This is a genomic window from Mesorhizobium sp. B2-5-11, assembly GCF_006440835.1.
Lineage (GTDB): Bacteria > Pseudomonadota > Alphaproteobacteria > Rhizobiales > Rhizobiaceae > Mesorhizobium.
Genome location: NZ_VFUK01000003.1, coordinates 208,774 through 221,152 on the forward strand (window position 1 = coordinate 208,774; position 12,379 = coordinate 221,152).

Sequence of the window (12,379 nt, forward strand, 5' to 3'; positions counted from 1 at the left end):
ATGACCCACCGCATTCTGATCCTCGGCGGAACCACCGAAGCCCGGCAACTGGCTGGAAAACTGGCAGCCGGTCACTCGGTGATGCTGTCGCTGGCGGGCCGCACCGAAAGCCCGGTGGCGCAGGGCGTGCCGGTACGCAGTGGAGGGTTTGGTGGCGCCGATGGTCTGGCCGTCTATCTCAAGGAGACAAGCATCGAGCTGCTGATCGACGCCACGCATCCCTACGCGGCGCGAATTTCCGCCAATGCCGCGCAGGCCGCGCGCATGGCCGGGGTGCCGATCGTCGCTCTGCGCCGTCCCGGCTGGGAGCCTGTCGAGGGCGATCGCTGGACGCAGGTCGATACGACAGGCGATGCCGTGCAGGCGCTTGGACCGGCGCCGCGCCGTGTATTCCTGGCTCTCGGCCGGCAGGAGGTCGCGGCTTTCGAAGCCGCGCCCCAGCACCACTATCTCATCCGCAGCGTCGATCCGGTCGAGCCGAAGCTGGCAGTGCCCGATGCCACCTATCTCCTGGCGCGCGGGCCGTTTCGCGAGGCGGAGGAACGCACGCTGCTCCAGCGGCACGGTATCGACATCGTTGTATCCAAGGACAGCGGCGGCACGGCGACTTATGGCAAGATCGCCGCGGCGCGGGCGCTTGGCCTCGACGTCGTCATGGTGCACAGGCCTGCGCTGCCGGAGGTTCCTTCGGCTGCGACCGTCGACCAGCTTGCCGACATGGTCGATCATCTTGTCGAGCCTGCCGCGGAGCGCGGCGTGTAGACCAGCGCCGGCCTGTTACCGCGCCTGATGATCCGGGTTTCCGGCGAACCGATGATGATGCAGGTTGCCATGTCCGCCTTGTCGGCATCGGCATCCGCCAGCAGGAACACCTCGATGCGCTCGTCAGGCCGGCCTGCGGCGCGGCCGAAGATGACGGGCGTGGTGCCCGGCAGAATGGCCTTCAGACATTCGAAGGCGCGGCCAAGCTGCCAGGGGCGCGCCTTGCTGATCGGATTGTAAAGCGCGATGACGAAGCCGGCGCCGGCGGCCGCCAGCAGGCGCAGTTCGATCAGGTCCCATGGCTTCAGATTGTCGGACAGCGAGATGGCGCAGAAATCATGGCCGAGCGGTGCCCCGATGCGGGCAGCGACAGCGAGCATGGCGGTGACGCCAGGCACGATTGCGAGGTCGATGGCGCGCCATTCGGAGGGGCCGGCTTCGATCGCCTCGCAGACGGCCGCCGCCATGGCGAAGACGCCTGGATCGCCCCCGGAGACGACGGCGACATTGTGACCTTCGGCCGCCTTCGCCAGCGCCTCGTTGGAGCGGGCAAGCTCTTCGCGATTGTCGGAGGCGATGCGGGTCTGGTCCGGGCGCAATTCCAGCCGGTCGAGATAGGGCTTGTAGCCGTAGAAGAAGCTTGCCTCGGCGACGGCGTGGCTCGCCTGCGGCGTCACCTGATCGGCGTTGCCGGGTCCGAGCCCGATGACCGTGAGGCGGCCGCTCATGCGCCACCCGCCGACGCGACAGGGCGTCCGGACCAGCCGGCAACGAGCACAATGGCGAAATAGGGCGCCTTGTCGTCCGGCTTGTCGGTGAGCCGCATCGAGACGCTGCCCGGCATGGTGCCGCGCTCGACATAGACGGCGCGTGTCAGCTTGCCGGTGGCCTCCAGCGCCCGCCGGATTTTGGGCAGGTTGCGGCCGACCTTCATGATAACGGCGGCATCGGTGTCGGCGAGGCGCCGGGTCAGTTCGAACTCGCTCATCGTGCCCGGCAGCACGGTCAGCACGTCGTCGCCCTGGACGATCGGCAGGCCGGTCGCCGACCAGCAGCCCGACATGGCGGTAACGCCGGGAATGACCTCGGTCGGAAAACGATGGGCGAGGCGCACATGCAGATGCATGTAGGAGCCATAGAAGAGCGGATCGCCTTCCGACAGCACGGCGACCATCCTACCGGCATCCAGATGACCGGCAACGGTCTCGGCGGACTCCTCGTAGAAGGCCGATATCTGCGCGCGGTAATCGTCGTGATCCTTGTCGATCTCCGTGGTCACGGGATAGAGCAACGGCAGTTCCAGCATGTCGGGCCGGAAGCGCGTTTCGACGATGGCGCGCGCATTGCTGTTGTTGCCGCGCTTGGCGAAATACGCCACCACATCGGCCTCGGCCAGCGCACGCGCGGCCTTCAGCGTCAACAGTTCCGGGTCGCCGGGACCGGTACCGACGCCGACCAGGCGGCCCCTCGAGCCGGTTTTGGGGAGCGCGTTCACAGGCCGGGCCTCGCGAGAGAATTGAGGGCTGCCGCGGTCATGGCGCTGCCGCCAAGCCTGCCGCGCACGATTGCATAGGGTACGCCGTAGGAATTCTGCGCCAGCGCGTCCTTCGATTCGGCGGCACCAACGAAGCCCACCGGCATGCCGATGATGGCGGCCGGTTTCGGCGCACCGTCGCGCAGCTTCTCCAGAAGATAGAAGAGTGCGGTCGGCGCATTGCCGATGGCCACCACCGAACCGGCGATGCGCTCGCCCCACAGGTCGATCGCGGCGGCAGAACGTGTGTTGCCGATCGTCCTGGCGATTTCATGCGTGCGCGGGTCGCGCAAGGTGCAGATCACCTCGTTGCCGGCAGGCAGGCGGGCGCGGGTGACGCCGTGCGAGACCATTTCGGCGTCGCAGAAGATCGGCGCGCCGGCGGCAAGCGCGGCCCGTGCGGCGGAAACGAAATCGCTGGAGAAGACAAAATTCTTGGCGGCTTCCACTTGGCCGCAGGCATGGATCATGCGGACCGCGACATCGGCCTCTGCTTCGGAAAAGCGCGCGAGATCAGCCTCGGCGCGGATGATGGCAAAGGAGCGTTCGTAGATCGCCGTGCCGTCGTGGATGTAGTCGTAGGCGACCATTGTCATTCCTGTCGATAAGCCTCTGCGATGCCGGCCGGCCCCAGCCTTGTCAGGCAGGCGGCGGCGGTCTCGCCCTGATAGCGTGCGCTGCGGATTGCCGCCGCGACGCGGCCGATGCCGCGCGCGGCGTCATAGCCCGGCCTGTAACCGGCAGGAAGGGCCTTTGCCGTCGCGTTCACGACAAGTCCGGCTCCATTTTCGCCGCCGACCACGGTCAGCGCCGCTGGGCCGGGATGCGCGCAACCCTTGGCGCAGCCAGAAACATGCAAGGTGAAGTCAAGACTATCGGCGTTTTCGGTGGCGATCGCCTCGGCAATGTCGCGCGTGGCGATGCGACCCGAGGCGCAAGCCGGCGCGCCGGGACAAGCAGCGATGCGCGTGCGCGGGTCGGTGGGGGCGGTGACGAAGCCGAGGGTGGCGGCTGTTTGCTGGAGGGAAGGATTGGCGGCTGGTGGCTGGCCGAGGAAGAGCAGGGCGCGGCCCGGGGCGAGGCGGATTTCTGACGTGCCGAGAGTGACGGCGCTTTGAGCGAGGGCGATGAGCCTTTCGGTGGGCATGCTGCCGTAGGGGAGACCGATGCCGAGAGTGGGGACGTCGCCGGCTAAGGGGAAAAGGCCGATAGGTTTGCGCGAGGCGCCCCCCTCTGTCCTGCCGGACATCTCCCCCTCGAGGGGGGAGATCGGCGGCTTCGACGTCGGCTTTTCTTTAGCAGCACCGGAAATTGGCGAAACCGTCGGTGACCACGTAATCTCCCCCCTTGAGGGGGAGATGTCCGGCAGGACAGAGGGGGGCGCCTCGCGCAAACTTGTCAGGCATAGCCAACCCGCCAGAGACACCAACTGCCGCTCCGACAAATCCCTTGCGTGAGCATCGCGGCCTTTCTCGGCGATCATCCTTAGAGCCGCGACGGCTATATCACGAGCCACACCTTCATCAGCAACCGCGAGCAGCCTTGCATTCCGCCCGTCACCGGCAACCGACACCCGCCAGCGGATTCCCGCCTCGGTGCTCGCCGCCTTCAGCCGCATGTCGGCCGTCACAGCATCCATCGTGAGTTGCCCGCCACCGTCGACAACGACCGAAACCTTCGGCCCGAGCCGCTGCGTCAGCCCGGCGTCCTCGACCGCTTCCCTGATCCGATCAGCCAGCGGCCTGGGGTCGGCGATCTCCTGCGGATCGATGCCGGCCAGTGGTCCGGTCTCCACTGGTACGCCAGTGCGGACCACAATGCCCAGCGCATCGACTTCCTTCGCCAGCAGGGTTGCACTTTGCGTGGTCAATCCGCGTATTTGCAAGCTGCCGCGCGCTGTCACTTCCATGATGCCGTTGCCGTGCCGCAGGGCGGATTCTGCCAGCCCGATCAGAAGCTTCGGCGACAATCCGCCAGAAGATGGGCCTCCGGCGACCGGGTTGAGCCGCACCAGCAGGCCGTCGCCGGTCTGCATCGGCGCCGAAAGGGCCGGGCAGGCGCCGCGGCGGGAGTAGGCGTTCATGCCGCCAACTCCCGTGCCTCGGCAATCAGTGCCGCGAGGTCGTCGTCGATCGAATTGCGCAAGGGATGCCAGAGGCCTCGCCGTCGCGCCGACAGGAGGCGTTCGGCAATGGCTTTCGCGGCGGCCGGGTTTTCGCGCAGGATGAAGGCGCGGACGCCCGCATCGCCGAGATAGGCATCGTGCACGGCGTCTATCAGCGCGCCCGGTATGGCCTGCGTGGTTTCGGCGAAGCCAACCAGCCGGTCGACGGTTTCGGCGAATTCCGAGGCGCCGCGAGGGCCGTGGCGCATCTGGCCCGCTATGAAGCGGGCGTTGACGGCGCGGGCGCGCACGACGCGCGTCACAGCCTCACTAAGTGAACGCGGCTTCGGCCTCTGCGGGTCCGTCGTGTCCAGCACGATAACGTCGGCATTCCTGCCAAGCGCTGCAAGGGCGGCTGAAAAGCCGCCGATAAAGGCGACATCGGCGGAGCCTTCGAGGATGTCGCGGCCGGGATCGTCGCCGGTGTGGACGAGAAGATCGGCCTCGGCGATGCGGTTCTCGAAAGCGCCGGGCGCGGCGATCCCTTCACCGCCGGCGCCGCCATAGGCATGCGATGTGGCATCGAGATAGGCGCGGCCGATTTCCTCGCGCGCCGCCCAGTCGCCGCTCGACAGGATTTCCTCGACGCCAGCGCCGTAAGTGCCAGGCGAGGTGCCAAAGATGCGCGGGCTGATCTTGCCCTCGGCGCGGGTCCTTGCGGCGAGCGGATTTTCCGAATCGTCCTCGTCGCGCGCGGCAACGGCGTTGGCAGCGGCATCGATCAGCGCGATCTGGGTCGGGAACATGTCGCGGAACAGGCCCGATATGCGCCAGGTGACGTCGACGCGCGGGTGGCCAAGCGCTGCCGGCGCCAACACCTCGATGCCGGTGACGCGGCCTGTGGCGGCATCCCATTGCGGGCGGCAGCCCATCAGCGAAAGCCCCTGCGCGATCTCCTCGCCGCCGGTGCGCAAAGACGCCGAACCCCAGAGGTCGATGATCAGCGAGCGCGGCCAGTCGCCATGCGATTGCATATAGGCGCGCACCACTTCCTCGGCGGCAGCCTTGCCGATGTCGTAAGCCGTCGGCGTCGGCATGGCGCGCGGGTCCGACGTGAACAGGTTGCGGCCGGTGGGCAGAACGTCGGAACGCCCGCGCGCGGGCGCGCCGGCCGGGCCCGCGGTGACATGACGACCGTCGAGCGCGGCAAGAAGGGCGGCCTTTTCGGCCTCGGCGCTTTGCCGGCGCATAAGGTCGGGCTCTTCGTCGGGCGCGCGGCCGTAGACATGCAGCCCATCCTTGATAGCGAAATCCTTCAGGTCGCAGAGCCAGGCATCGATGCGGCGCAGGGCCTCGTCCGGCGCGTCGGTGCGGGCAACGCCGGCCTCCGCGGCGAGGCCCGTCGTCTGCGCGGTTTCGACGATCAGACTGGCCAGACGGTCGCGGCGGCGGCGGTCGAGACCGTCAGCCTGGGCGTATTCGTCGACCAGCCGTTCGAGCCTGTGCTGGTTCTTGTCCAATCCGGCGCCGGTGAGCGGCGGCGGCAGATGGCCGAGCGTGACGGCGGCGATCCGCCGCTTCGCCTGCGCCGCCTCGCCGGGATTGGAGACGATAAAGGGATAGATGACGGGCAGGGGACCGGTGACGATCTCGGGGAAGCAGCTTTGCGAAAGCGCAACCGTCTTGCCCGGCAGCCATTCCAGCGTGCCATGCGCGCCAACATGGATGAGCGCATGGACGCCGAGCAATTTGCGCAGCCACAGGCCGAAGGCGAGCAATGCATGGCGCGGCGGCAGCGTCGGGTCGTGATAGTCGGCGCGGCGGTCGGCCGAGCGGCCGCGATCGGGGGCGAGGGCCACGGTGATGTTGCCGAAGGTCGCGGCGCGGAAGGGGAATTTGGCGGCGGGCAGCGCTTGAACACCCCCCTCTGTCCTGCCGGACATCTCCCCCGCAAGGGGGGAGATTGGCAGTTTAGACGCTGGAGCTACTCTTGCAACGTTGGAGATTGGCGAAGACAGAGATGACGGCGTAATCTCCCCCCTTGCGGGGGAGATGTCCGGCAGGACAGAGGGGGGTGCCTCGCGCAAACCTGTCTCGCCTTCGGCTTTGCCCCAAGCTGCTTCTACGGCAGCAATTGCTGCGCCCGGCAATTCCGTTGAGAAGGCAAGGTACTCATCCAACTCCAACCCAGCCTTGCTGCGCTCCAGCGCATCCAGCAACGCACGCGACGTTTGGGGAATTCCCTCAACTACATAGCCCTGTTCCTGGAGGTCGTGCAGCATCGCCAGCACGCTGGATGGCACATCCAACCCGACCGCATAGCCGGTGCGGCCGGGAGCGCTCGGGTAATCGGGGATCAGAATGGCGACCTTGCGCTCGGCGCGCGGCGTTTCCCGAAGCCTGATGAAGGCCGCGACCCGGTCCGCCACCTGTTCGACGCGATCGGGCTCCGGCCGGTTGGCAAAGGCGCGGTGGCCGAGCGCCGGGTCGGTCTCGCTTTCGCCCTTGAACGAAACGGCGCCGGCGAGGATGCGGCCGTCCAGTTCGGGCAGAACGACATGCATGGCGAGGTCGGCGGGGGCCAGCCCGCGCTGGTTCTTCTCCCATACGTCGCGGCGGGTGGTGGCGACGATGACCTGGAAGACGGGAACGCCGGCGCGGTCGAACAGGGTTTCGACGCCGGGTTCGGCGCCGGACGCGAAAGCGGTCGCGGTGATGATGGCGGCGGGCTTGGGCTGGGCAATCGCGGTTTCAACAAAAGCCAGAGATTCCGGGTCTTTCAGGCTGGAGACAAAGATCGGCACCGGCAGCATGCCGCGCTGCCGTAGCGCCTCGAAAAGCGCGTCGATGGGCGCGACATCGGCGGCGAGCAGCATCGAGCGGTAGAAGAGGATGGGAATCACGGGTGGGTTGACGTTGCCGGCGTCGAGTTCCGTCACACCCCCCTCTGTCCTACCGGACATCTCCCCCGCAAGGGGGGAGATTGCTCTTTCATCGACGATTTCGCCTATCGCGGATGGTCGAGATAAATCCCTGTCCAAGGGGACAGAAGAGGAGCCGGCCTTGATGACAGCCGATCTCCCCCCTTGCGGAGGAGATGTCCTGCCGGACAGAGGGGGGTGTGAAGGATCGTCAACATTCGATAAGTCCGGCTTCTCCACGACTCCGCGCCCCGGCTCATAAAACCCGGCTTTCGGCACGCTTACCGGCTCGGCAATCTCGCCATCAGACCCCGCCAACCGCGCCAGCCTGCGCACCAGCGCGCTCATATTGGCCGGGCCGCCCTGGCGGAAATAATTGAGCAGCCCGTCCAGTTCCTCGCGCGGCAGCGTCGAGGCTTCGATCAGCCTGATATCCTCGTCGTGGCTTTCACCGGGAAGTAGTGCCAGCTTTATGCCACGCTCACGGGCAACCACGGCCAACTGGTCGCAGCCGTAGCGCCACCACTCGTAACCGCCGAGAATACGCACCAGAATGACTTTGGCGTGACGGGCGACGCTGTCGATCCAGAGGTCGACGGACATGGGGTGGCGCAGGTCGCGCAGCGCGGCCAGCCGCATCGTGGGCAGCCGATCGGCGTCGCCTTTCCAGGCCGCTGCCAGTCCGGCCAGGTCGCTGTCCGTGAAGGACAGCGCCACCATTTCCGCCGGCGTCTGCCGCAGATCGACCGGCTCGGCGAGATCGTCGAGCGAGGCGGATGTGGTGGTGAGGATGTGCATCGCGGTCGGTGTTGCCTCAGCCGGCGAGGATATGCTCGATCGCCGGGCGGTTCAGCCCCTTGAGGCCGATGACGACCAGGCGCGAGCGGCGGTCGTCGTCAGCCGTCCAGGCGCGGTCATAATAATGATTGACGCGCGGACCGACCGCCTGCAGCAACAGCCGCATCGGCTTGCCGCCGACCTCGACGAAGCCTTTCACCCGCAGCACGTTCTCCTGTTCGGCGGCGGTCGCGACGCGCTTTGCCAGGTCGTCCGGGTTGGCGATCGAGGGGATGTCGACGATGAACGTATCGAAGTCGTCGTGCTCGTGGTCGAAGGCGCCGTCATGATGGGACTTGCGGTTCTCGATGTCGTCCTCGACGGCGAGGCCTAGCCCGAGCAGCACGGACGGATCGACCTTGCCATGAGCCGTCGGCACGACCTTCACGGCGCGGGCGGAGTGTTCGCCAATGATGGCGTTGGCGCGAGCCGAACCTGCGGCATCCATCAGGTCGCTCTTCGACAGGATGATGAGGTCGGCGCAGGCGATCTGGTCCTCGAACACCTCCTCGACGGGGTCGTCGTGGTCCAGTGTCTGGTCCTGCGCGCGTTGCGCCTGCAGGGCGTCCATGTCGTTGGCGACGCGCCCCTCGGCCAATGCCGGACCGTCGACCACGGCGATTACGCCGTCGACTGTCACCCGGCTCTTCACTGTCGGCCACTGGAAGGCCTGGACCAGCGGCTTGGGCAGAGCCAAGCCTGAGGTCTCGATCAGGATGTGGTCGACCTTCGGCGTCAGCGACAGGATCTGGTCGAGCGCCGGGACGAAATCGTCGGCGACGGTGCAGCAGATGCAGCCATTGGCCAGTTCGACGATGTTTTCCTCCGGGCAGGTGTCGATGCCGCAGCCCTTGAGGATCTCGCCGTCGATTCCGATGTCGCCGAATTCGTTGACGATGATGGCGATCCGCTTGCCGCCCGCGTTCTCCAGGAGATGGCGGACCAGCGTGGTCTTGCCGGCACCCAGGAAGCCGGTGACCACGGTACAGGGGACGCGGGAGAGAGTGGCGGCGGAAACTGCGGCGGTCATGATCAGTCCTTCAGCATGTCGAGGGGAGGAATGCGGGCGACGAGGCCGCGCTTGAGGGAATCCGGGCGACCACGCCACGGAATGAGGCCGTTGGTCGAAGCGGCGAAGAGTTTCGCGCCGGTGACGAGATCGGCGCCGCTGGCGATGTTCAGGTCGCCGAAGACATAACTCCAGCAGCCGTCGCGAAGAATCGCGGCACTGAGACGGCGCTTGCAGTTGCCGAGGCATTCGACGGTGCGGACACGGACATTGTCGGCCGTTGCGGCTTGGCGCGTATCTTGAGCCAAAACTTCGCCGGCGCGGGGATGGGCATCGGAACCGGTCTCGTCGCGGCAGGAAGCGCAGATGATGACAGTGACGCCGGCCAAGGCGTCGCTATCGCCAGACAAGTCGCTATCGCCAGACAAAATGTCCGCTGTTTCAGCCGGGAAACTGCTGTCGCGTTCCAAATTGGGCTCCTTGCCCGGAAAACCCGCCGGGCGATCGGATTCTTATGTCTCAGACGGCAGGTCTCCTGGCTCGCGGGTCATCGCCTTCGTGCCGCCTTCCCGGGACCGTCCCAGTGGTTTTCGGCCTTGGCTCGTCGCTTACAGTTGCGGGGACAGCCGCGGATTTGAAATCGAAATTTCGCACCGCATTCCCTCTTGGCTCCTCCCTTTGCCGAGAGGAGACCGTCTGGAATGGATTTAGGCTCTTGCAGGCGGCGGTGTCAACGCGCGTCTACGACACGGCAATGTCGGCGAGCGGCTGCCCAAGGTCGCCGGCGGGCGTAACCTCGATCCGTTCGAGGCCGAGCCAGCCCTGCATCTGCGTCAATTCCTGGAAGAGTTGCGCGGCGGTTTCAGGCGGCGCGCCGGGCTCGGCATAGGCCGCGTGGACGCGTAGCACGCTGGCCGGCCGGTCGGCCTTGAGGTCGACGCGCGCCACGATCCTGTCGCCGAGCAGGAACGGCAGGACGTAATAGCCGTATTGCCGTTTTTCGGCAGGGGTGTAGATTTCTATGCGGTAGTGGAAATCGAACAGCCGCTCCGTGCGCGAGCGCTCGAAAACGACCGGATCGAACGGCGCCAGCAAGGCGCGGGCCTCGATTTTTCGTGGAATACGAGCCTCCTTATGGAGGTAAGCCGGTTTGTTCCAGCCCTCGACACGCACCGGCACCAGCTCGCCTGTTTCAACCAGCTCCTCCAGCCGGCCCTTCATGTCGGCCGGCGACAGGCGGAAATAGTCGCGCAGGTCGCTTGCTGTCGCGACGCCATGAGCGCGGGCGGATATCCGCAGCAATTCCCGATGCGCGTCCTCGGCTGACGGCACCGGCAGATCGAGGATCGCCTGCGGCAGCACGCGCTCGGGCAGATCGTAGAAGCGTTCGAAGCCACGGCGGTGCGCGGTGGTGATGCGTCCTGCCCAGAACAGCCATTCGAAGGCATGCTTGGCGTGGCTCCAGCCCCACCAGCCGCCGGACCCTTTCTGGCCTTCGAGCGCGGAGGCGGCGATCGGGCCGCGCTCCGCGACCTCGCGGTAGATCTCTTCGATATAGGCGGCGTGCTCGCGGCCCCATTTGGCGAGACCCAGATACATTTCATCGCCACGCTCGGCGCGCTGCATGCGCCAACGCATCAGGGGATAGGTCTCGACCGGCAGGAAGGAAGCCTCGTGCGCCCAGTATTCGAAAACCGTGCGCTTGCGCGTGACGGCGGCGTTGTCGAGCAAGGCGAACGGGTAGGGGCCAAGGCGCGAGTAGAGCGGCATGTAGTGAGCGCGCACCACCGCGCTGACGGAATCGATCTGCAGCAGGCCGGTGCGCGAGAGCACGCGGGCGAAGTGGCGTCGGTCGGGCGTGCCGGCGGGGCGGGGATCAGTGAACCCTTGGGCGGCGAGCGCGATGCGCCGGGCCGTGGCAAGCGAGATCTTTTCCTTCATTCGGATGCGACTCTGATGGCTTGTTGAGCGTCGTTCGGACAGTTGATTCCGGCCATGCTAGCAGGGTTTTGGCGGCAACTCTGTCAGGAGAGAAAAGTGGAGTAAAAAGCGAAGGAAATCAGACAGGAGCGGATCGGACCAGTTTCTTCCCTTATGCCGTCCAGGCCAGTGTTTTGAACAAGGTTTGACTTGCTTCGCCGGAAGCGCTGCGCTAACCCTCGCCGCGTTGCAGCAAAGGCCCCTTAAAACGGTTCAGCGGTTAAACTGTCACGCTTCCGAAATGGGGTCTGGTGCTGTAATCAAAATGGATTGGCGCCAACGGAAAGCCGCAGCATGAACGCACTTCTCAGTTCGTACCTGCCCATCGTCCTGTTTATCGCAGTGGCGGCGGCTGTCGGCGTCGCGCTTATCGTGGCGCCGTTCCTGGTGGCCTACCGCAATCCCGACCCGGAAAAGCTTTCCGCCTACGAATGCGGGTTCAACTCGTTCGATGACGCCCGTATGAAGTTCGACATCCGCTTCTACCTGGTGTCGATCCTGTTCATCATCTTCGACCTGGAAGTGGCCTTCCTGTTTCCGTGGGCGGTGTCGTTCTCGAAAATCGGCATGCTCGGTTTCTGGTCGATGATGGTGTTTTTGGCGGTGCTGACCATCGGCTTTGCCTATGAATGGAAAAAAGGAGCGCTCGAATGGGATTGAGCGACAGTTCCGGCACGCTCGTCGCGCCGAAGCCCAAGGGTCTGATCGATCCCAATACCGGCAGGCCGGTTGGGTCCGATGATCCGTTCTTCCTCGAAATCAACAACGAACTCGCCGACAAGGGCTTTCTCGTCACCTCGACCGAGGCGCTGATCACCTGGGCGCGCAGCGGCTCGCTGATGTTCATGACCTTCGGCCTCGCCTGCTGCGCCGTCGAGATGATCCACACCTCGATGCCGCGTTACGATTCGGAGCGGTTCGGTGTTGCTCCTCGCGCGTCTCCGCGCCAGTCCGACATCATGATCGTTGCCGGCACGCTGACCAACAAGATGGCCCCGGCGCTGCGCAAGGTGTACGACCAGATGCCGGAGCCGCGCTACGTCATCTCGATGGGCTCCTGCGCCAATGGCGGCGGCTATTACCACTATTCCTATTCGGTGGTGCGCGGCTGCGACCGCATCGTGCCGGTCGACATCTATGTGCCCGGCTGTCCGCCGAGCGCCGAAGCGCTGCTCTATGGCATTCTTCTGCTGCAGAAGAAGATCCGCCGCACCGGCACGATCGAACGGTAA

At 65.8% G+C, this 12,379-nt stretch carries 10 protein-coding genes, 1 pseudogene and 1 riboswitch; of the genes and pseudogenes, 3 read left to right on the top strand and 8 right to left on the bottom strand.

Translation table 11 applies throughout. From position 1 onward, the window contains the following. Window positions 1-762 (top strand): cobalt-precorrin-6A reductase, encoded by a 762-nt coding sequence (locus FJ490_RS12000; protein WP_140521150.1) that lies wholly within the window; start codon window positions 1-3, stop codon window positions 760-762. Here FJ490_RS12000 and FJ490_RS12005 read toward each other — a convergent pair. The 8 genes and pseudogenes from FJ490_RS12005 to FJ490_RS12040 all read right to left on the bottom strand — a co-directional run bounded on the left by FJ490_RS12005 (window position 726) and on the right by FJ490_RS12040 (window position 11,108). After that, complete coding sequence (locus FJ490_RS12005; protein WP_140521149.1) at window positions 726-1,490, bottom strand: precorrin-3B C(17)-methyltransferase; 765 nt, start codon at window positions 1,488-1,490, stop codon at window positions 726-728. The genes FJ490_RS12000 and FJ490_RS12005 overlap by 37 nt on opposite strands. Next, window positions 1,487-2,257, bottom strand: a complete 771-nt coding sequence (locus FJ490_RS12010; protein ID WP_140521148.1) for a precorrin-2 C(20)-methyltransferase — start codon at window positions 2,255-2,257, stop codon at window positions 1,487-1,489. Before FJ490_RS12010 ends, FJ490_RS12005 begins: the two co-directional genes overlap by 4 nt. Continuing rightward, complete coding sequence (locus tag FJ490_RS12015) at window positions 2,254-2,886, bottom strand: precorrin-8X methylmutase (protein ID WP_140495569.1); 633 nt, start codon at window positions 2,884-2,886, stop codon at window positions 2,254-2,256. Before FJ490_RS12015 ends, FJ490_RS12010 begins: the two co-directional genes overlap by 4 nt. Beyond that, window positions 2,810-4,379 (bottom strand): annotated as a pseudogene (gene cobG / locus FJ490_RS12020) (precorrin-3B synthase). The gene FJ490_RS12015 and the pseudogene cobG overlap by 77 nt, the downstream one beginning before the upstream one ends. Then, window positions 4,376-8,119, bottom strand: coding sequence for a cobaltochelatase subunit CobN (locus tag FJ490_RS12025; RefSeq protein WP_140579850.1), 3,744 nt, complete (start codon window positions 8,117-8,119; stop codon window positions 4,376-4,378). The pseudogene cobG and the gene FJ490_RS12025 overlap by 4 nt, the downstream one beginning before the upstream one ends. A 16-nt stretch (window positions 8,120-8,135) precedes the next feature. Further along, window positions 8,136-9,188, bottom strand: a complete 1,053-nt coding sequence (gene cobW / locus FJ490_RS12030) for a cobalamin biosynthesis protein CobW (protein WP_140495572.1) — start codon at window positions 9,186-9,188, stop codon at window positions 8,136-8,138. Window positions 9,189-9,190: 2 nt separating this feature from the next. Continuing rightward, on the bottom strand, window positions 9,191-9,637 hold the full coding sequence (locus tag FJ490_RS12035; RefSeq protein WP_140495573.1) for a DUF1636 family protein: 447 nt from the start codon (window positions 9,635-9,637) through the stop codon (window positions 9,191-9,193). Between the two features lie 37 nt (window positions 9,638-9,674). Further along, window positions 9,675-9,879, bottom strand: a riboswitch (cobalamin riboswitch). A gap of 29 nt (window positions 9,880-9,908) precedes the next feature. Then, a complete protein-coding gene (locus FJ490_RS12040; RefSeq protein ID WP_140495574.1) occupies window positions 9,909-11,108 on the bottom strand; it encodes a winged helix-turn-helix domain-containing protein in 1,200 nt (399 codons plus the stop codon). A 333-nt stretch (window positions 11,109-11,441) separates the two neighbouring features. Between FJ490_RS12040 and FJ490_RS12045 the strand changes: the two genes are divergently transcribed. Together FJ490_RS12045 and FJ490_RS12050 are read left to right on the top strand one after the other, a co-directional pair. Beyond that, complete coding sequence (locus FJ490_RS12045; protein WP_140495575.1) at window positions 11,442-11,807, top strand: NADH-quinone oxidoreductase subunit A; 366 nt, start codon at window positions 11,442-11,444, stop codon at window positions 11,805-11,807. After that, window positions 11,798-12,379 (top strand): NADH-quinone oxidoreductase subunit B, encoded by a 582-nt coding sequence (locus FJ490_RS12050; RefSeq protein ID WP_140495576.1) that lies wholly within the window; start codon window positions 11,798-11,800, stop codon window positions 12,377-12,379. Before FJ490_RS12045 ends, FJ490_RS12050 begins: the two co-directional genes overlap by 10 nt.

Excerpts from the sequence above, each read along its gene's own strand:
- FJ490_RS12000 (WP_140521150.1), top strand. The coding sequence starts at position 1 with ATGACCCACCGCATTCTGATCCTCGGCGGAACCACCGAAGCCCGGCAA.
- FJ490_RS12005 (WP_140521149.1), bottom strand. The coding sequence starts at position 1,490 with ATGAGCGGCCGCCTCACGGTCATCGGGCTCGGACCCGGCAACGCCGAT.
- FJ490_RS12015 (WP_140495569.1), bottom strand. The coding sequence starts at position 2,886 with ATGGTCGCCTACGACTACATCCACGACGGCACGGCGATCTACGAACGC.
- FJ490_RS12025 (WP_140579850.1), bottom strand. The coding sequence starts at position 8,119 with ATGCACATCCTCACCACCACATCCGCCTCGCTCGACGATCTCGCCGAG.
- cobW (WP_140495572.1), bottom strand. The coding sequence starts at position 9,188 with ATGACCGCCGCAGTTTCCGCCGCCACTCTCTCCCGCGTCCCCTGTACC.
- FJ490_RS12040 (WP_140495574.1), bottom strand. The coding sequence starts at position 11,108 with ATGAAGGAAAAGATCTCGCTTGCCACGGCCCGGCGCATCGCGCTCGCC.
- FJ490_RS12045 (WP_140495575.1), top strand. The coding sequence starts at position 11,442 with ATGAACGCACTTCTCAGTTCGTACCTGCCCATCGTCCTGTTTATCGCA.
- FJ490_RS12050 (WP_140495576.1), top strand. The coding sequence starts at position 11,798 with ATGGGATTGAGCGACAGTTCCGGCACGCTCGTCGCGCCGAAGCCCAAG.